The 19,444-nt window shown below is 43.3% G+C and carries 16 protein-coding genes; 4 read left to right on the forward strand and 12 right to left on the reverse strand.

What is annotated here, in order from left to right; translation table 11 throughout:
• Positions 1 to 75 precede the first annotated feature (75 nt).
• Positions 76 to 1,533: a phospholipase D family protein gene (locus tag ITG10_RS23020; RefSeq protein WP_026084282.1), complete on the forward strand. Its 1,458-nt coding sequence runs from the start codon at positions 76 to 78 to the stop codon at positions 1,531 to 1,533.
• 102 nt (positions 1,534 to 1,635) lie between these two features.
• Here the strand turns inward: ITG10_RS23020 and ITG10_RS23025 are convergent, their stop codons facing one another.
• The 7 genes from ITG10_RS23025 to ITG10_RS23055 form a co-directional block, all read right to left on the reverse strand.
• Positions 1,636 to 2,517, reverse strand: a complete 882-nt coding sequence (locus tag ITG10_RS23025; protein ID WP_017631212.1) for an amino acid racemase — start codon at positions 2,515 to 2,517, stop codon at positions 1,636 to 1,638.
• A gap of 111 nt (positions 2,518 to 2,628) precedes the next feature.
• Positions 2,629 to 4,347, reverse strand: a complete 1,719-nt coding sequence (locus tag ITG10_RS23030; RefSeq protein ID WP_248387164.1) for an autotransporter assembly complex family protein — start codon at positions 4,345 to 4,347, stop codon at positions 2,629 to 2,631.
• A 198-nt stretch (positions 4,348 to 4,545) separates the two neighbouring features.
• Positions 4,546 to 5,835: a DEAD/DEAH box helicase gene (locus ITG10_RS23035; RefSeq protein ID WP_017631214.1), complete on the reverse strand. Its 1,290-nt coding sequence runs from the start codon at positions 5,833 to 5,835 to the stop codon at positions 4,546 to 4,548.
• Positions 5,836 to 6,039: 204 nt separating this feature from the next.
• A complete protein-coding gene (locus tag ITG10_RS23040) occupies positions 6,040 to 6,780 on the reverse strand; it encodes a DUF1223 domain-containing protein (RefSeq protein WP_248386928.1) in 741 nt (246 codons plus the stop codon).
• A 151-nt stretch (positions 6,781 to 6,931) separates the two neighbouring features.
• Complete coding sequence (locus ITG10_RS23045; protein ID WP_017059812.1) at positions 6,932 to 7,120, reverse strand: hypothetical protein; 189 nt, start codon at positions 7,118 to 7,120, stop codon at positions 6,932 to 6,934.
• A gap of 311 nt (positions 7,121 to 7,431) precedes the next feature.
• Positions 7,432 to 8,433 (reverse strand): TerC/Alx family metal homeostasis membrane protein, encoded by a 1,002-nt coding sequence (locus ITG10_RS23050; protein WP_048662004.1) that lies wholly within the window; start codon positions 8,431 to 8,433, stop codon positions 7,432 to 7,434.
• 634 nt (positions 8,434 to 9,067) lie between these two features.
• The gene (locus ITG10_RS23055; RefSeq protein WP_248386929.1) at positions 9,068 to 10,807 is read right to left on the reverse strand and encodes a bifunctional UDP-sugar hydrolase/5'-nucleotidase; all 1,740 of its coding nucleotides are present in this window, start codon (positions 10,805 to 10,807) and stop codon (positions 9,068 to 9,070) included.
• A gap of 238 nt (positions 10,808 to 11,045) precedes the next feature.
• Between ITG10_RS23055 and ITG10_RS23060 the strand changes: the two genes are divergently transcribed.
• Positions 11,046 to 12,809: an ATP-dependent endonuclease gene (locus ITG10_RS23060; RefSeq protein ID WP_248386930.1), complete on the forward strand. Its 1,764-nt coding sequence runs from the start codon at positions 11,046 to 11,048 to the stop codon at positions 12,807 to 12,809.
• Between the two features lie 180 nt (positions 12,810 to 12,989).
• On the opposite strand, the gene ITG10_RS23065 is transcribed toward ITG10_RS23060, so the two are convergent.
• A complete protein-coding gene (locus ITG10_RS23065; RefSeq protein ID WP_017631155.1) occupies positions 12,990 to 13,484 on the reverse strand; it encodes a DUF1097 domain-containing protein in 495 nt (164 codons plus the stop codon).
• 204 nt (positions 13,485 to 13,688) lie between these two features.
• Positions 13,689 to 14,594 carry a LysR substrate-binding domain-containing protein gene (locus tag ITG10_RS23070; RefSeq protein WP_017631156.1) on the reverse strand — a complete coding sequence of 302 codons (906 nt, stop codon included), beginning with the start codon at positions 14,592 to 14,594 and terminating at the stop codon, positions 13,689 to 13,691.
• A gap of 274 nt (positions 14,595 to 14,868) precedes the next feature.
• Between ITG10_RS23070 and focA the strand changes: the two genes are divergently transcribed.
• Positions 14,869 to 16,320 carry a formate transporter FocA gene (gene focA, locus ITG10_RS23075; protein ID WP_017631157.1) on the forward strand — a complete coding sequence of 484 codons (1,452 nt, stop codon included), beginning with the start codon at positions 14,869 to 14,871 and terminating at the stop codon, positions 16,318 to 16,320.
• A gap of 393 nt (positions 16,321 to 16,713) precedes the next feature.
• Here focA and ITG10_RS23080 read toward each other — a convergent pair whose 3' ends face one another.
• The 3 genes from ITG10_RS23080 to ITG10_RS23090 all read right to left on the reverse strand — a co-directional run bounded on the left by ITG10_RS23080 (position 16,714) and on the right by ITG10_RS23090 (position 18,218).
• On the reverse strand, positions 16,714 to 17,283 hold the full coding sequence (locus ITG10_RS23080) for a YceI family protein (protein ID WP_017631158.1): 570 nt from the start codon (positions 17,281 to 17,283) through the stop codon (positions 16,714 to 16,716).
• Entirely contained in the window at positions 17,280 to 17,819 is a 540-nt protein-coding gene (locus ITG10_RS23085; protein WP_017631159.1) for a cytochrome b, read from the reverse strand. The genes ITG10_RS23080 and ITG10_RS23085 overlap by 4 nt, the downstream gene beginning before the upstream one ends.
• 153 nt (positions 17,820 to 17,972) lie before the next feature.
• Entirely contained in the window at positions 17,973 to 18,218 is a 246-nt protein-coding gene (locus ITG10_RS23090; protein WP_017059821.1) for a DUF2164 domain-containing protein, read from the reverse strand.
• Between the two features lie 290 nt (positions 18,219 to 18,508).
• Here ITG10_RS23090 and ITG10_RS23095 point away from each other — a divergent pair, with 290 nt between their 5' ends.
• Positions 18,509 to 19,141 (forward strand): hypothetical protein, encoded by a 633-nt coding sequence (locus ITG10_RS23095; RefSeq protein WP_017631160.1) that lies wholly within the window; start codon positions 18,509 to 18,511, stop codon positions 19,139 to 19,141.
• Positions 19,142 to 19,444 lie beyond the last annotated feature (303 nt).

Genomic DNA, 19,444 nt, shown 5'->3' on the forward strand with positions numbered 1-19,444 from the left:
CAACACCCTTCCTACTTTACGGCCAGCTCGCTGGCCGTTTTTATATCCAAATTTTACATTCAAACGCAGGTAGTTATGACACTTAGCAAACTAAAAACCGTATGCACAATGATGTTGATTACTGTGGTCACAGGCTGCGCCCAACCTTACCCCGATGTTGAGCCTGACTTCGAAGCAAACTGGCAAAGCACTGAACATCACGCTGAGGTGTACCTGATCCCGACGGCACCAGAAGCCTTCGCACGTCGTATCGAGCTTGTTCGCCAAGCACAACACTCAATTGATATGACCTACTTCTCTTGGGAGCGTGACACGCTTGGGTTGATGCTTCTAAACGAGCTAAAGCAAGCGGCGGATCGTGAGGTTCATGTCCGACTGACCTTAGATGACTTAATGGTTTTTAATGATAAATGGTTAGCGGAATTGGACTCACACCCCAATATTGAGATTCGACTGTTCAATCCATTTGAATCACGTAAAGCTGGCTGGGTTGGTCGTGCATTAAACTTCTCCACTCATCAAAAACAACTGGATAATCGGCTTCACGAGAAGTACTTCAATGTTGATCATCACTCGATGATTTTAGGTGGAAGAAACATCGGCAATGATTACTTTGGCTATAGCGAGAATGCCAATTTCTTTGATATGGACGTTTTGTTTCGAGGTGACTTAATCGAGTCTTTCGACAACAATTACCAAGCACTTTGGGACAGCCAATATGTGGTGCCAATTCAAGAGCGAATCAAAGTCAAAGAACAAGGCCAATATAAAGCGTTTACCAAGGCAATAAATAAAGGTGAGAAGAATAAAAAGCCGATCACTTTCGATGTTGAGCAACAGATAGATCGCCTAAGCGAACCAAGGTTTATTAAAGCATCGGTAACCCCTTTATTTGATTCATTAGAGAAGCTCAATGACAACAAGCCCTACTTTCGTCAACGAACTGAGCACTTAATGAAGCAAAAAGTACCGACACCTTCTAAGGCTGTTATTTCTACGCCTTACATGGTGCCAAGCGATAACCAGTTTGTATTCATCGATGCACTCAGAAAGAACCAAGCCGAAGTGACCTTACTGACGAATTCATCGGCTTCTAATGATTCGGGCTTTGTACCTGCATATTACGAAAAACACCGTGAGACTTTACTCGACAAAGGCTTAAGTATCTATGAGTACAAAAGCCAAGCTATCAATGATGACCACTACTTTCATGTTGATACCTACTACCACAACAAGACCGTAATTTTAGATGAGCGTGTAACCTATATTGGTTCGTCTAACTTTGATCCAAGATCAGACTTTCTCAACGTTGAGTTTGGTGTGTTGATTGACAGTGAAGAGTTTGCGAAGCAAGTGACACACTACTTAGCTCGTCAGAAAGAGGATTTGTTCTGGGCTGTGACGCGAGAAAAATCAGGTGAGACTATCTGGGCTTCAGGGGAACAAACACACACTAAGAATCCAAACTACAGTTCATGGAACAAGGTACCAGATTGGTTATTTCGAAAAATGAATGACGAGTTCGAGCTTTAAGTGTCGAGCTTCGAATTTTAGTTTTCAATCTTTCACCTGTCCAAATGCAAAAAAGCCGCGTAATTCGCGGCTTTCTCATGTGTCAAATACACGTATCTGAGCTTACAGGCGGTAGGTCATTGCTCTTTTGGCTACGTAGTTCACCATATCAAGCGTTGTGAAGATCGAATTAACATCATTAATGTCGTAATCCACATGTCCACGCTCAACATCTTGCTCAGCGAGACGATAAATATCAACGACACGCTCAGCTACCGCTTCCATCGGATCAATAAAAGTGACTGTTGGAAATGCCGTTTCAAGTTGCTTTCTAACCAAAGGAAGTTCCGTACACCCTAGAATAACCGTATCAACACCCTTCTCTACGATGCTTTGAACCGCAACCGCAAGAAGTGCCGCATTACGATCAAACTCGCCCGCTTTAATGCCGTTGGTCTCTCGGATTGCTTGCCCACATGCGGTCATCTCGCCTGTCACTTCGCCATAGATAGCGCTATGAACGTTATGTTCTTGCTCAAAAGCATCTGGCTTAACGAATACGAGATTGGCGTCAGTTAGGTAACGATCATAGATTCCCGAGTTGTATGTACCGTTGGTGCACAAAATACCGACAATGGATTCAGGGTTCTGCTCTTTGATTTGATCAACCGTAGTTTGAAGCATATCGACGATGTAAACATTGGTATGTTTTTGAACTTCAGGTCTGAAGTAATGAGCGGTGTTGCAGGTCATTACGCCAAATTGAACATTGGCGTGTTCTAAAATGCACGCTGATTCAATCAGCTCTGGGACAGGGTCGATACCGCCTTCGTTAATGGCTTCAGAGCGGTCTGGGATGTCTGAATTTTTAACCACAATCATGGCCATGTGGTCTTGGTCTTTAAGCGCGCCGTGTTCAATCTCTTTCTTAGCGACGATATCTTGGAACAGAGCATCCGCTTCAGGGCCCATGTTACCAAATACACCAAATCGTACCTTTTTCATTGTGTTTACCTTTGTGTTTGCTAGAGCACAAAGGTTATTACGCTCTTTCGATTTGCTTGAATCCCATTGGATGGATCGTATCCTCGCGAGAGCTTAAACAACGTACAATTCTTAGAATTGAGTACCCAGGGAAAAGTGAATACGAAACTCATCTCCTGCAGGTGCATCTAACCCGTAAGCAAAATCGAGTTTCACAGGCACCAATTGTGAGTTCCAAATCAGGCTAAGACCTGTGCCTCGCTTCCAATCCGCTTCATCATCAAACGCATCACCAACATCGAGAAACGCGCCCATCCAAATTGAGCGGTAAACCTGATGTTGATATTCGAGCCCTGCCGTTAGCATGTAACGTGCACCTGTTAATTCACCGTTGTCATCTTTTGGAGAAATCGATTCATAACCATAGCCTCGTAAATTCCCGTCGCCACCAGCAAAATAACGCAGTGACGATGGTACATCCGACAACGATTTAGCTATGTTAATGCCGACATTTGAACGGAAATGGAGCTTCTGACTTTCACTAATATCCCACGAAAGCACACTGTTTCCTTCCAACCGCAACAACCTTGAATCAGAGAACAAACTAGGGTCAGAATACTCAACAGAGTAGATGTGTCGATGATTGAGTTCCAATTGATCATTTTTACGATCAACCTGATAAAAACTGATGCCCGGTAACAGTAATTGCGATTGGTCTTCTTCAGAGGCCTGACGGTACTGTTCATGCAAGTATTTGACGTAAATGGTACTTTGCCAATCCCTGTCTAATTGCCAATAACGTTCAAACTTAAGATCGTTTGAAAAGCTATTGGTGTCTCGATGATCAATTCGTTTCGATTCAAACTGGATACCAAAGTAGTCGGTCGTGACCTTCTCCGTGGGGATTTTGTACCCTAACTGCAGTGATTGCTCTTGTTCAGACAAATACGTCTGTGTTTCAAAGCTGTGTCCTCTTTGGTTATACCAAGGCTTCGACCAATTTAAAGACGCTCTTAAACCAAGATCGGTAGAATAACCGCCACCCACCTGCACAATGTTACGAGAGCTTGGCTCAGCAAGGATTTCGATTGGTACTTCAAGATTGTCATCAAGATGATTAAAGTCACCGTGCACCACGACACTGCGAAACCACTGCGTTTCAAACAAGTCTGACTGCAGCTCGCCCAGCTTTATCGTGTCAAAGTCGTCCCCTTGTTTGAATGTGGGAATTTTCTCGATACGCGCAGGTTCAACACCATCATCAGGAATGCTGATAGCGCCAAACTTGTAGCGTGGGCCACTTGAAAAATGCAGGTGAATATTGGCGATGTTTTCGCTAGGAATCACTTCGATCTTAGACTCGACAAACCTACCGTCGAAATAGCCTTTACGCTTTGCCAAGGAGAAAATTGCCCGTTTAGTTTGGTCGTATTCTTGGTGAGATAATGGTGAGCCTGAATCTAACTGACTATGCACGAGTATTTTGATGAACTCTTCGTCTTTACTCGCTTCACCTGTGACTTTTACGATCGATTCTGCAATGTACATGACAGGGCCAGAATCGACGTTCAAGGTGAGGTTATCGCTGTCATCAAGTTCGATATCTATCTGAGGGTGATAGTAGCCATAAGGGTTGAGCGCGTCTTGAACCCGTTTCAATAACTTAGTATGGGATAACTGGGAAGCTTGTACATCAACCAAAGGTTCTAAGTATAACTCTACATTTTCAGTGAGAGTTTTGTTCAGCCCTGTAATCTTGAAGCCTGCACCTATCGCTGCGGGATGAGTAACCATGAAGAGTGAAGCTACCAATATTACTTGTTTAATCGAGGTCTTCACGCTGTTACCCAGTTGCTTAGAACCCGAATAGGTTATGAGCAAAGCGTGAAATCACTGAATCTCATATGAAGGACGCAACCCTACGAACAAACTTGGCTGATTTTGAATACCAACACAACCGAACTCTAGCTACTTGTTCTACTCAAATTGCAGACACAAAAAAGGCGCAATTAAGCGCCTTTAAAATATCGATTGTTTACTGAATCACTATCAGTTGTTTTTAAGCCACACATCTTGGTTTTGTGCTGCTTTCTTCTTCTTTTTCTTCTTGCCTGTGCCAGCAGGTGGCGCAACAGGTTTAAGCGCTGCTATCAGCTCAGCAACCGCTTCTTCATCGACTTCAAAACCTTCGATTTGCTCACGCTCAAGACGAATCTTGTTCTTCTTCTCGATGATTTTGAAGTGATGGTAATCTTCGTGATCGATCAGAGATAACGCTAGACCAACCTCTCCTGCACGACCACTTCGGCCAATACGGTGCATGTAGTCTGATGGGCTACGCGGTAAATCAAAGTTGATAACCACTGGAAGCTTTTCGATATCCAGACCACGTGCCGCGATGTCTGTCGCGATCAGTACGTCAATCTCGCCAGATTTGAAATCTTCAAGGATACGAGTACGCGAACCCTGACCTTTATCACCGTGGAATACTTCTGCGATGATACCGCGTTTGTATAGCTTGTCTGCTAGGTGTTCACAGCTGTTCTTTGCATTAACGAAGATCAGCGCTTGGCGCCATTCGTGTTGCTGAATCAGGTGAGCTAACAATGCAGTCTTACGGCCTTTTTCTACTTCGAATACACGCTGAACCAGTGTGCTCGCATTAGCACTTTGAAGTTGAACTTCAATTGGGTCAGTCAGCAGTTCGTGAGTAAGCGTTTGAACTTGCTCTGGGAACGTTGCAGAGAACAACAGAGTTTGCTTCTTGCTTGGCAGTAGCTTCAAGATCGCGTCTAGTTCTTCTGTAAAACCAAGGCTTAACATGCGGTCAGCTTCATCAAGCACGAGCGTTTTTACTTTATCAAGCTTGATAGCGTTGCTTGAAATAAGGTCAAGTAAACGACCCGGTGTCGCCACCAAGATATCTGTGCCGCCACGTAATGCTTGCATCTGAGTGTTCACAGACACACCACCAAATACGCAAACAGTCTTAATCGCACCGTTAAAATGCACTGCGTAAGATTTAACGCTGTCAGCAACTTGCTTAGCCAGTTCACGAGTAGGCACTAAAATAAGGCCAGAAACGAAATTACCTTTGCCTGAACGACGGTCTAAAGGTGCATCTTCATGGATCTGTTGTAACAGAGGAAGTGCAAATGCAGCGGTTTTACCTGAACCCGTATTTGCGCCTGCAATTAGATCGCATCCTGCTAACACACTTGGAATAACTTGCGCTTGGATAGGCGTTGGCTGTTGGTATTCAAGCTCGGTAAGACGAGCCATCAAAGGAGAAATTAAGCCAAGATCAGAGAAGTTGGTTGGTGTCGTGGTGTTAGTCATTAATTGCAGGAACTCAAAGCTAAAATAATAGCGCGCTATATTAACGTATTTCAGCAGTATTACGTAACTAAATCGCCCCTTTGAAGCCTCTAACAGTAATTTAGACCAAGCAGAACGGGACAAAGGCGACACAGTAACGGTTTAGTGTCGCCCAAACTGCTTTCTTCATAACTCATTGCACTGCCGAAGTTGCACACATTGAGTTTAATTCAACCACCCTGCTACCGTCTGTTCAGGTGCATACGAGTTAGGTGCGGTTAACCAGACAGCTACGGCATCAGGCGCTGCAACTAGCGGATCAAAGTCCACATTGAATTGCCACTCAGATTCACCACGTTGGTAACCATCGTAAACTACGACGAAATCGTGTTCGAGTTTCTTACCTCTGTTTTCGCCCGCTTTGACGCTAGTAACTTCGTTCATCGCTAACAAGGCAATATGAGCCACATAATCACCTCTACCTTCATAGCTCACGCTGAACATGTCGCCTTTATGATTGACCGTCAGCTTGGGGTTATTTTGTTGTGGGATCGAAGGTAACGTTCTATCGAGCCAATTGAAATAACCGCGCCACTCTTTTCCATCAACCACAAAACCCGGAGTATAAACCCCGCTTGTCACCCCATAAGCTTTATACAAACGTTGCTTTTGACTGAAGGCTTTGCTCGCGAACTTATCCCCCCAACCGAGGTAATCCCAGTAATCGACGTGATACGCGAGTGGGATGACTTGTGTCCAAAGCGCTGGATCATCTTCAAAAGTACTGAGGTAGGCATCAGCAGGTGGACAACTCGAACAGCCTTCAGAGGTGAACAGTTCGATAACCTGCGCAGGTTGCCCTTCGTTACTCCAGGTTTGTGCATTCGACACTGAAGAGTAGAAGCCGATCGGCAAGGAAAATAAGCAGAGTTTGATCAATGATGTGTTGTGTTTGGCGTGTGACATACCGTGATCCTCATAGAAGCTACTTATCTAAAGACCGCGATACTTAACACTTTCTTTCAAATACAAATTGTTTCAGATACAAAAACGCCAGCTAAGAAGCTGGCGTTTTTTAAATTCTGTCTTTCTTTTATTCTATGCGTTTACGCTGAGATTAACGGTTGATACCGATATCGCGTTGCATGTGACCAGATAGGTCGCTCGCGTAGTAACTACGTGGAGAGTTGTCTACGAAAAGAATATCGAAAATGTGTGCAATCAATCCTTTGAAGTTAACCGAGTAGGTCTTCTTATCCATAGAGTTAGGAACAGCGATAGTATTCATTTGTACTGCTTGAGCCATGATTGCCTCTCTATAAATTTATTTGTGTGTTTCGTTCTGATGACAAGAATAATAGGTGATCTTTTGCAGGTTAAAAAATGACTAAAATTGGATGTTCAGATTAGTTTTTCTAATAAAACAAACCATTAACACCGCATCGAATACATATGCATTAGCAGTGATTTAAAATTCAATATAATGCTTAAATCATGCATTTAGTACAAATACCCCTCAAACAAAAGTGGTCGATGTCACAGAAATTTTACATAAATAAATTTACTGCTTCATCGACCACCTATCTCTTATCGAGTTTTCGATAAGTTATATTTGTTTTAATTTACTTGTTCAATGTCTGGCTTCTTTGCATAAATCGACGCTATAACCGCAATCGTCATCGTTGAAATCAGCACCGCTAAAGACCAGTAAGTTGGGATAGCCCATTCACTGTCGACCAATAGCATTTTCACACCGATGAAGACCATGATGAATGCCAGTGCCGGCTTCAAGTAGATGAATTTATCCATCATGCCTTGAAGTACAAAGTACAATGAACGCAGGCCAAGTAACGCAAACACGTTAGCAGCAAGTACCAAGAACGGTTCTTGTGTTACCGCGAAGATTGCAGGGATAGAGTCCAGTGCAAACATCACGTCCATGACTGCAATCGCACCAATCACCAACATCATTGGTGTTAGTACCCATTTGGTACCCTGCTTGATCATTAGTGCTGGGCCATGGAAGTCTTCTGTTACCGGCATGATTTTACGAAGTAGCTTTTCAGGCAGTGTATTCACGCTCTCTTCTTCGCCCTTGTCTAACGCCAGTTTAATACCAGTACCAATCAAGAACGCAGCAAACACGTAAAGCACCCAGTGGTATTCAGCCAACAGCTGCGCACCTAATGCGATCATAATTGCACGAAGTACCAATGCACCAATTACGCCCCAAAGAAGCGCACGAGGTCGTAGATGCTCAGGAACTTGGTATTGAGCGAAGATCATCGCGAATACAAACAGGTTGTCTACGCTCAGTGATTTCTCTAGCAAGTAACCGGTAATAAATGACACGGTTGCTTTTTGCGCTGTGTAATCACTATTCGGCGCATAAATGTCCCAAAATAGGTAAATAGAGCCAGCAAACAAAAACGCAAGTACAAACCAGAAAACACTCCAGATTGCCGCTTTTTTGATAGTAACGTTGCCGCCACGAGTCTGATAGATATCAATAGAGACAAGAATCACCGTCAGCAGGAAAAAGCCCGCATAAGTCGTCATGATCGGCGATGAAAAAAAGGATTCACTATTTGTAGATAATAGAGATTGAGTTGAGTTCATTATTCCTCCGGGCGGAAGAACTGTACAAAGACCTTCCGCAAACAAAGCATATCAAGCTCCATTACGGATCTTGACTGTGATTGCGTTGGTCTCGTTGAAGTGAAATATGGGATTTCACCTTTACATACCGGATAGACACTTGGTTGGCCTAACGAGATGACGATATGTAAACTTGCGCTAACTACTCCCCAAACGCGTGGATAATATTCCCCTAACTTTGTTTCGTCTAGATAAATTTGCAGAAATAAATAAAAAAGAAGCAAAAAGCTCCTTATTTATTTCTATCGGCTTGTCAAAACGACACTCGTATCGATTCCAAGAATACGATGAACAGGTTTTGCCCTATTCCCGTTATTCAATCAAACTGCTCGCGAGTACCTTTTGTGTGCAGCTTGTCAGAAAGTGCATCTCAAACCGCATGTGTTATAAACCTATAGTTATAAACCTGCTGTTGGTACTAAGTACACTAATGCAGACCAAACCGACACCCAACCAACAACGGCAGCCGCGTCTAACCAATCTTTCCTATCCATGCTTTGCCTCCACAGGAAGTTACCCGGGAAATAAAGCATAAACAGTGCCAATTTTATAAATCACTCAAAGTAATGATACTAAGCGAAAATATTAGATGCGATTACCTAAAACACTCCATGCAATTCAACGGTTCGTTGTGTTGAAGTGATTCAGGGTGATCTTGTAAAAACGCAATGAAACAGTCTGCCATTGAGTCGGTTGTGACGATCCCATCTCCGATCATATCCAAGACTGCGTTATAACCTTCTTTCCCTTTCATGGTGTACGCTGACGATGCACCACGATAAACACGTTCGCGTAAAACAGCCTGCCAACCGGCTTCTTCAGAGTGGATTTCAAGGTGATGAATTCTGTGCCCTAAAGGTGCTTCTTTGTGGTAACAGAACCTTAGGTTGTGTGTGTAAGGGAAACTACCCGACCCTGTACCAACCACACCATTATCCAATGCGTTATTGATTGCACCTTCCAACATGCCAGCGATCGTTTCACCTCTGACTTCATACACACCAATAGGTACGGCAAACGGTAGTAGTTTTCCGGCAATATCGGCAACCGAAACATCGCCGCTATTCAGTGAATTTCTTACACCGCCAGAGTTGTGGATAGCAAAATCTACCTGATGACCTTTCTTGTTCATCAAGTAATGGAATGATTGAGCGACTAATGGCGCAAGTTGGCTTGGCCCTTGTTCATCAGGGATACGTACATGGCGAAGTTTACTGTCAGCATGAGCGATGACTTGCTGCTGAAGCTTACGAACTCTAGGCTGATACTTGTCCGTCAGAATACTCTGTAATTCGGGAGCTTTCTTACACACTGCGATGTTCTGGTGATTGTTCAAAAACTCACACGCCATATCATGCGCATCGTCTTGTCCTACTTCACTCAGTTTCGCATCTATAAAGAGTCGGCGTCCTAATAACAGTTCGTTCTTGCCATTAAAGTGCGTCACTTTACCTTGAGCATCGAACTCGATTTCACAGTGGCCTAGGCTCATTGCGTGGAAACCGGCTTGCACAACATAGGTGTCGCCAATTTTTACGCCGTAGTCATCGTCTTTCACTAAGCCGATATCCGAGAAATCACCTTGCAAGCGGTGACTATGACCACCAACAATCACACCGATGCCTTGTACATTCGCAGCTAGCTCTAAATCAGCTTCATAACCAAGGTGACTGAGCAGCACTATCTTGTTAATACCAGCCTGGTGAATTTGTTCTATCGTTGCTTTTGCCGTTTCTAATGCATTTTCAAACGGTGTATCAATATCTGGGTTAGCGATACCTGACATCTTGTCGATGCTTAAGCCGAAAATGGCAACTTTCTCGCCATCAAACTCTTTCGTTATATAAGAAGCACTTCGTGTTTCCGTCAGGTAAGGCTTAACAATGTCGTTGTCCGCTAAGGTATGAGTTTTATTGATATCCTCATTCGATAGATTCCAGTTACCGGCCAACAGTGGGAATTTGATTCTTTTCGCGAAAATCGCCACGGGCTCATTACCCATGTCTAGCTCATGATTACCAAGTGTCATGGCGTCAATATTAAGCGCATTCAACAGATCGGCGTTGGCTTTCCCCTTGAACAGAGAAAAGTACAAGGTACCTTGAAAGCAGTCCCCAGCATGCAGGAACAGGGTTCCAACTTTTTGTCGCTGGGCATCTTGCTCTATTTGTTTAAAGCGCGTTGAAATTCGAGCAAAGCCACCAGCACTGACATAAGGTTCAATGATGTGGTTGTTCATTTTAAGTGATAGCTGTAATGAGGTTGGTTCAAAGTATGAGTGGGTGTCGTTGATGTGTGCCAACACTATTTTTGTCGGCTTATTCTTTTTAGTCATATTTTCTTCTCTCTTTGTCCCTTCATACTAGGTCGAGAATCATGACAGAATCGTGAATTTTATGAAACTGCACTGCAAAAAAATACTCGAGATAGATCAAAAATCTCATTTTGCGCCGTATAAATAATCAATGGGTTTTGTGACCGATGAGCATACCGAATTGGTGATTTTCGATTATGATTAAAGATATCTGTTAGCTTTCAAACAATTAGCAGAGCCTTCCGTTAGGAGTAAGCCTATGCAACTAGAAAGAATCGAGATTTCTGGCTTTCGAGGTATCAAGCGCATGTCACTGGCGTTTGACGAGCTAACCACGCTTATTGGTGAAAATACTTGGGGTAAGTCTTCATTATTGGATGCCCTTTCCGTCGTTCTTCCGTCAGACGGTGTGCCATATCACTTCGAAATGACCGATTTTCATGTCGATTACTCTGTTTCACACCCACAGTCTCAACATCTTCAAATTGTTCTCGCATTAAAGGCCAACGACAAGAGCGAACTCAACGCAGGTCGTTATCGTAAACTCAAACCGATTTGGGTTCAGGACGAGTTTGGTGTCTATCGTATTTATTACCGAATCAGCGCCACATTAGAGCAGTACGAAACCACCACACACTATGCATTTTTAGGTTTGGACGGTAATCCGCTCAAGCTTCACCATTCTGAAAAGCTCGCTCAAGAATTAATGACCTTGCACCCCGTGATTCGCTTGCGAGATGCAAGGCACTTCGATCGTCCATTCAATGGCAAGTCACTTAACCACAATGGCCACATCCATGGCAATGCGAACGGCAATGGAACTAACGGTAACGGTGGGAATGGCGCTAATAATAACAATAGCAATAACAGCAACGGTAATGGGCACGCTTCTAATGGAAATGGAAACGCTCGTCAGGCTCGAATCGAAAAACGCATAGATAACACCTGCCGTCGTTTAATGGCGATTCCTGGCCACGTAAACAAAGGCGAGATGCGCAGCAGCTTAGAATCAATGCAAAGCCTGATTGAACACTACTTTTCTTTCAAGAGTAACTCTCGTCGTAATCCTAGAAAGCAGAGAGATGGCTTACTCTATTCAGCAGGCGCTAATGATCAGAGCATTCATCAGCTTGTCGAAGAGACAAAGAACAAACAAACTCGCTTATTATTCATGGGGTTACTGAACGCGTATCTACAAGCTAAAGGGCCAAATGACTTAAGACGATGCGCGCGCCCTCTTTTGATCCTTGAAGATCCCGAAGGTCGATTGCATCCAACCCACTTGGCAAGGGCTTGGAGTTTGATGCAAAAACTGCCAATGCAGAAAATCCTCACCACCAACAGTGGCGATCTACTGGCAGCAGTACCTCTGCAATCGATTCGGCGCTTGGTACGTCAATCAGACAAAACCATCGCTAATCAACTCAACATGAACCACTTCAGTAAAGATGAGCTAAGACGTATTGGTTTCCATATTCGCTTCCACCGTTCAGGTGCACTGTTTGCCCGTTGCTGGCTATTAGTAGAAGGTGAAACAGAGGTTTGGTTGTTTAATGAGTTAGCCAACCAATGTGGCTACAACCTTGCTGCGGAAGGTGTGCAGATTATTGAGTTTGCTCAATCAGGCCTCAAAGCACTGATTAAGGTCGCGCAAGAGTTTGGCATCGACTGGCATGTGGTGACCGATGGCGATGCAGCAGGTAAAAAATACGCAGCAACAGTACTATCAAAACTTGGTAATGACCAAGAACGTCATCGCTTAACTGAGTTGCCGGACAAAGACATCGAACATTACTTATACATGAATGGATTCGAGAACTTTTTCCGTGACATGGTTAAGATCCCTTACGATCACCCTATCCCTCCTAAGAAAGTCGTCGCTAAGGTATTGAAGAAATACGCTAAGCCAGACCTTGCACTGGCTATCGTCTCGCACTGTGAAAACCAAGGACAAGAATGCATTCCATTGTTACTAAGGTGGACACTAAAACGTGTTATCACCATGGCAAACGGGAATACCTGAGCCTCTAGCTTTTCTGATAGACGGTATAAGTTCTTCTGCAGATAAGATCATCGTATTTTTAGAGTAACCAAAACCAAAAAAGGCACACAAAATGGTGTGCCTGTATAAATCGATATACAAATTAATTGGGGGTTATCTTGCAAGAGTTCACAGTGACTAAACTAGGACCAGCTTAACGAATTAAGCCTTTGCTTGTTTAGCGTGTTGTTCAACAACTTCCGAAGATTGGGTCGATTTCTCGTGAAGCCATAGCCCCGTTGCTTTCATTAAGTATCCAAATACACCACCAAGCAGTAAAGATGGTACTACAAGTTGCCAATCGCCACCTGCGGCAAACGTTGCACAACAACCAATGAAGGTTCCTGGGATATAACCTAGCCACGCTTGTTTTGCTTGAATACACATAAAGAAAGCGACAATAGCAGTAATCACATAGCCTAAAATCTCTAACCCTGCGAAGGTTGAGCTTTCGATAATCACCATTGCCCAGAATACGCCTGTCATGTTGGTTAGTAAGCTACCTGCCAATCCTTTTACGCCGCCTGTTGGCGAAGCAAAGTAACTGGTGCAACCTAAGAAACCTGCCCATGACAATAAGCCGAAAGAGATAGCTATCCATCCCCAAAGACCTGACAAAATACCTGTTGTTAATGAAATCGCGACTAATGTACTCATACTATTTCTAAAGCCTAATTACGTAATTGAACGCAACCGGATTTAGCCTCACTTAAAATCAAGTAAGCATACTATGGTAAGAACGCCTTCTTTTAGCCGATCGTGATCACATTAATAATGTACGCGAATGTGCATTTATCACCAGATAGAGACCGAAATCGCTTATTCAACACATTTAGTTATTAGTATTTTATCAAATTACCGTTATAGAACTGACGGTTTGCCTTTCATCATACGCTTGCCTTCACGCTTAATACATTCAGCAAGTGGGTTTTCCGCCATATCGGCACGCCAAATGAATGACAGCGTACGTTCCATCTCAAGCTCTGGAACATTCAATGTAACGAGCTGACCTGATTCAACAAACTGCTCGACATCTAGATAAGGTAAACACGTTAAATATGGGCCGTTTGCTACCAAACTTCTTAAAACAGGAACGTGTTCATACTCTCGCCAAACATCAAGATCACCAATTAAATGATGAATAGAGCTATCAAAAACTTTGCGAGTACCCGAACCATGTTCGCGTAATACCCACTTCGCTTGCTCTAGTTGCGCCAAACTCACTCTTTCACGCTTCGCAAACGGGTGATGAGCGGATGCAACCACCGTTAAATGGTCCGTACACCACACTTCTTGGTGAACTCGACTGTCGTCACAACGGCCTTCGATAACACCCAAGTCATATTTGTAATCTAATACGCCATCGATAACGGCATCGGTACTTTGTACACCGAGCGAGATTCGCATCTCTGGAAAGTCGTTATCAATAATACTGATGAGGTCTGGAACCAAGTGTTCTGCGGGTGTTTGGCTCGCACCTAATTTGAGCTCTCCGCTCAATAAATGCTGTTCGTAAAACCCCATTTCGATTTGCTGCGCGTCTTGCAGTAAACGCTTCGCTTTTGGCCTTAGCCACATGCCCCAATGAGTAAGGGCCATTTGCTTGCCCTGCCTTTCAAATAAAGGCCTGCCGAGCATTTTTTCCAACTGTGCAAGAGACATACTTGTCGCTGATTGAGTCAACGCCAACTTGTCTGCTGCAATACTAACACTCCCAGAATCTGCCACTGCATCAAATACCGCGAGTTGCTTTAATGAATAACGCAAAATTCATCCTTAATGCTTTTAATTATTTGTGTCCTGATGCTCGTTTTTTATCAAGCCGATGAGCAATCGATTTCATTCTACTCGTAACCCTAGCTATATCAATAAATTTGATGTGGTTTCTAAAAATTATCAATTTTACCTCTACCTCGCTACCCCCTAATCTGGAATGGCAGGACACAACGAGCCCTGCAAAACATTATTGATTAACCATTACGGATTAACCAAAGTCATTAACACTAGGAATTACACATGACGGATTGTTCAAGGGGGGGATATGGCAACCAGCACTTCTGAAAATCATCAACTGTTCTCACCAACAGAAATGATGGCGGAAGCAGAGAAGTTTGCATTAAGCAAAGCAAATAAAACCAGCAGCATGACATTGAGTTTGGCAATCATGGCTGGCGCATTCATCGGGCTTGCTTTTTTATTCTACATCACGGTAACCACGGGCAGCGCTGATGCTGGATGGGGATTGAGTCGCTTAGCCGGCGGTCTTGCGTTCAGTATGGGTTTAATCCTGATTGTGATTTGCGGTGGCGAGCTGTTTACCAGCTCAGTGTTATCAAGCATCTCATGGGCTAACAAGCAGATTACCTTCACTAAGATGCTGTCTATTTGGGGCAAGGTCTATGTCGGTAACTTTATCGGTGCCATGTTCCTTTTGGCTCTAGTAAGTGCAGCTGGCTTGTATCAATTGGATGGTGGGCAATGGGGCTTAAACGCTCTGAATATTGCTCAACACAAGCTACACCACAGCCCTGTTCAAGCTTTTGCTTTGGGTGTGCTTTGTAACTTATTGGTGTGTTTAGCCATTTGGTTAACTTTCAGCTCTGCTAATGCCATGACCAAAGCGATGATGACCGTATTACCCGTAGCAATGTTCGTTAGCTCAGGCTTTGAGCACTGTGTAGCGAATATGTTCATGGTTCCACTAGGCATCACAATTCAAGCATTCGCACCAGAAAGTTTTTGGATGCAAATTGGCGCAACACCAGCCCAGTACGCAGACCTAAACATCATGAAATTTGTCACCGCAAACTTGGTGCCAGTAACAATCGGCAACATCGTAGGTGGTTCGGTATTGGTCGGCTTAGCCAATTGGAGCATCTACCGTCGCCCACAACTTAAAGCAGCAAAAATTACTGCAATTACACAAACAACAGAAATTACGTCAGTTAAGGAAATCACTATGAACACAGCAACGACTATCAAGCAAATCATGAACACTCAACCAATTACACTAAGCGTAGAAATGCCTACATCAGTGGCAATTGATTCACTTTTAGACGCTCAACTTGTTAGCGCTCCGGTTTGCGATGTTGAAGGCCGTCTTGTTGGTATCTTCTCTGTTCACGACGTAATGGTTGACCTTTGGTGCCAAGATTACATCCCAACTAAAGGCCAAAAAGTTGTAGACCTAATGAGCCGTGACGTTGTGGCAATCGATGCAAACGACAAGTTAGTTGATGTTGCTGAGTTCCTATGTATCGACAAAGAGCAACTGTACCCTACTACTAGCATGGGCTTCGCAACTCGCCTGACTTCTCTTTCTCTAGAAGAGCGTGCAAAAGCGATGAAAGTGAGCCAGCCACATATGCTTCCAGTATTGGAAAACGGTGTGATGGTGGGTGTTCTTACTCGTACTGAGGTGATGCAAGCACTTCGCCCTATCTACGGTGACCGTCTAAACGTAGTACCAAAAGCGGAACTAGAAACGGCTTAACTGGCTAAGGGTTTAACTTACTGCGGCTTAATCTACAGTGGTTTAACTTGCAATGGTTTAACTAGGAAGCGTGTAGCTAACGACTGTTTTACTAGGAAGTGGTTAGCTAACTAGGACAAGGTTGAACAATTAGGGATTAGTTGTTCACCTCGAAAATCAGTCATGGCAACGTTGACTGGCTAAAAGTAAATGGTGGCTTAAAGCGCAACTAAAGGTTTGACACAAAACAGATCCAAACGCGTTACCATTTACCATAATAAAAAGGCGCAAAGTGAATACTTTGCGCCTTTCTCTTTTTCTAACTGTTGCTTTTGCTTTCTAGGTATCAGGTATCTATTCAACTTTTGATGTTACATAAAAGATTAATACCTGCAGCAATCATCAATAGCTAGATTACTTCTTTACACCTTCAACGTGTAGATCCATATCTACGTAGCTTGAAGCGCCCATTACTGGAATGTTGAAGTCAGCAAGTTCTAGACGAGTTGTACCAACGAAACCAGCACGCTCACCGCCCCATGGGTCTTGACCAGCACCGATGAATTCAGCTTCGATAATGATTGGCTTAGTTACGCCGTGAAGCTTAAGGTCACCCATTACTTCAAGTCTGCCGTCGCCTTTATCAACCACTTTTGTGCTGTTGAAAGTAGCGTCAGAGAATTTACCTGCATCAATGAAGTCAGAGCTACGGATGTGCTTATCACGTTCTGCGTGGTTTGAATCAAGGCTAGTTGTATCAATAGTTACGTTTACTTTTGATGCTTCAACGTTGCTTTCATCAAATGAGAAATCACCTGAGAATGTGTTAAAACGGCCTTGGATAAAGCTGTAACCTAGGTGGCTAACTTTAAAGTTAACTGAAGCATGCGCACCTTTTGTATCAATCACGTAATCAGCGGCGTTCGCAGCGAAAGGCATTGCCATAGCAAATGCTAATCCTGTAGCGATAATTGACTTTTTCATTTTGAAGCTCCTATCATTTTTCGTAGCGTATCGTCTTTGTCGATAACGTGGTGTTTTATCGCCGCTAAGGCGTGCACTGATGCCATAATGATCAGTACCCATGCAGCATAGTAGTGAACCGTACCTGCGAGATCAGATTGGTTTGCAAACAGTTCGCCCATACTTGGTACAGTGAACCAATTGAATACCTCGATCCCGCGGCCATCTGATGTTGAAATCAAATAACCTGAAATAAATAAAACCGCTAAGTTGATGTGCATGAAGCCGTGAGCGATCTTCGCTGCTGCAACTTCATAGCTTTTACCTTCCACTTTAGGTGACGCGGTAACTAGTTTCCAAACCAAGCGGAAAACGGTAACGGCAGCCAAAAGAATGCCTACCGAACGGTGATAGTCTGGCGCTGTTTTGTACCACTCGCTGTAGTATGAAAGATCAACCATCCAAAGACCTACACCAAATAAGCCAAATACCGCGAGAGCTGAAATCCAATGCATCGCTCTTGCTAAAGGGTTGTAATTTCTAACGTTGTTGTCCATGCATCTCTTCCGAATGTTAACGAGTAGTGTAGTTTCGAAAAGCGTACCCTACACCAAGTTTGTGTAACATATTATTTACCAAGCTTTACATTGGTAACATCATTTCAAATTAAACGAGTTATTCAAATTATTTGAACAAGTTTGGGCTAAACGTTAGATTTCAACGATTTGTTCGATCTCGTAAAGCTCGTCTGAGATATCTAACATTTTACGTTCCATCACTTTTTGGGCGTCTTCTATCCCTTTGTTGTAGTAGACCGCACCAAACTTTTTACTTATGAAGTCGACCAAGAATTCCGTGTCGAACTGGCCAAGCTCCACATCGAGTTCATCTTGCAGGTATTTTTGAAGAGTATGGGTGAGCTCAGACTTTTGCTTCGAATCTAGTTGAATGGTCATGAATGTTTCCAAGTAAAGAGTAAATAAATACATCGTGAACAGCTGACTAAACTATAATCTAGCTAACTCACTGGTAACTTTGCTGCTAAAGATAGTCTTTCTAACTGATTAGAATTCCTCATAATTTAGAATACAGACCAGCGAAGTGCCAGTGCTATCCATAAAATCGCTCCGCAATCGCTAATTTTGATAGAGGGATCAAGAACTCGCACTTTGGCGATAGGTAATGACACATCAATTACCGTACTATTGCCCATCAATAAGATAGTAACTGTGTATAAGGGACTTCATTGTTATTAGATCTCGTGATTAAAAGCGTCAATCAGTTTCAAGACGATTGTCTAAAACTCTGTGAGCGTCATTATCCTACGGTGCACAACCAAGGGATCAGTGAGCATCACATCGGTAAAGCCTTTGCCCGACGAATGGAACACACCTTCGTAAGCTTTAATCATGCGAGTAACATTAGCCCACTTGAAATGCTCTCCTCTCGAGAAACGCCCCGCCACTTCCGCATCTCTTCTGAAATCGGCACAGTTTGGATGATTAGCCACCATATGGTGAGCGCGGGAAAAACGTGTCGTAAAAAGTTGATGTTAGACATTCATAACTGGCAGCAAGAGTACGGATTCGCCATTCAACCCAATGACGTTTTGATCATTGTTTCTGACCATTGGATAAGCCGAAGTAAAAACAGTGGTGAGTTGTTGCACTGGTGGATGGGAGAACTCCCTGACGAGATAACCGAATACAGCCAACAAGGCATCACGTTAAGAGAGAGTGATTCTCAATTCGCGGCCGATTTAAATAATAACTTTAGAATCAGTCCGTGCTTTATTAAATTTGGTCACCCACTAAAACGGTCAGGGAATCAACAATTGGTTCGTAAATACCTGCAACTTTATGCCGTGCTTCAATGGTAGGGATAATACGGGTCAACTTTTTCATTCAATATTGAAAGCAAATTGTTAGACCTTCATCCCAATATTTTATAAAAGTCATATAGTCATTGTTCATTAATTATTCGAACGTTCTAATCGAATTATTAATAACGGTTCTTCTGATGCTATCGATTTTGAGAGATAGATATCACTTCTATGTAATCAGTTAAGTATCTTTATTTCCTATCTTTGACATTCACCCATAATCTAAGCCTTTAACCCTACTTTTCGCTGGTGTATCGCTGCTCTAGCTTTATATTGGTTGGGATTGATATGTAAGGCGTT

It is taken from the genome of Vibrio sp. ED004 (assembly GCF_023206395.1).
GTDB lineage: Bacteria > Pseudomonadota > Gammaproteobacteria > Enterobacterales > Vibrionaceae > Vibrio.

What these genes read in the sequence shown, in the direction of transcription:
- ITG10_RS23050 (WP_048662004.1), bottom strand. Translation starts at nt 8,433, where the DNA reads ATGAACTCAACTCAATCTCTATTATCTACAAATAGTGAATCCTTTTTT.
- ITG10_RS23090 (WP_017059821.1), bottom strand. Translation starts at nt 18,218, where the DNA reads ATGACCATTCAACTAGATTCGAAGCAAAAGTCTGAGCTCACCCATACT.
- focA (WP_017631157.1), top strand. Translation starts at nt 14,869, where the DNA reads ATGGCAACCAGCACTTCTGAAAATCATCAACTGTTCTCACCAACAGAA.
- ITG10_RS23080 (WP_017631158.1), bottom strand. Translation starts at nt 17,283, where the DNA reads ATGAAAAAGTCAATTATCGCTACAGGATTAGCATTTGCTATGGCAATG.
- ITG10_RS23035 (WP_017631214.1), bottom strand. Translation starts at nt 5,835, where the DNA reads ATGACTAACACCACGACACCAACCAACTTCTCTGATCTTGGCTTAATT.
- ITG10_RS23065 (WP_017631155.1), bottom strand. Translation starts at nt 13,484, where the DNA reads ATGAGTACATTAGTCGCGATTTCATTAACAACAGGTATTTTGTCAGGT.
- ITG10_RS23040 (WP_248386928.1), bottom strand. Translation starts at nt 6,780, where the DNA reads ATGTCACACGCCAAACACAACACATCATTGATCAAACTCTGCTTATTT.
- ITG10_RS23020 (WP_026084282.1), top strand. Translation starts at nt 76, where the DNA reads ATGACACTTAGCAAACTAAAAACCGTATGCACAATGATGTTGATTACT.
- ITG10_RS23055 (WP_248386929.1), bottom strand. Translation starts at nt 10,807, where the DNA reads ATGACTAAAAAGAATAAGCCGACAAAAATAGTGTTGGCACACATCAAC.
- ITG10_RS23060 (WP_248386930.1), top strand. Translation starts at nt 11,046, where the DNA reads ATGCAACTAGAAAGAATCGAGATTTCTGGCTTTCGAGGTATCAAGCGC.
- ITG10_RS23045 (WP_017059812.1), bottom strand. Translation starts at nt 7,120, where the DNA reads ATGGCTCAAGCAGTACAAATGAATACTATCGCTGTTCCTAACTCTATG.
- ITG10_RS23025 (WP_017631212.1), bottom strand. Translation starts at nt 2,517, where the DNA reads ATGAAAAAGGTACGATTTGGTGTATTTGGTAACATGGGCCCTGAAGCG.
- ITG10_RS23085 (WP_017631159.1), bottom strand. Translation starts at nt 17,819, where the DNA reads ATGGACAACAACGTTAGAAATTACAACCCTTTAGCAAGAGCGATGCAT.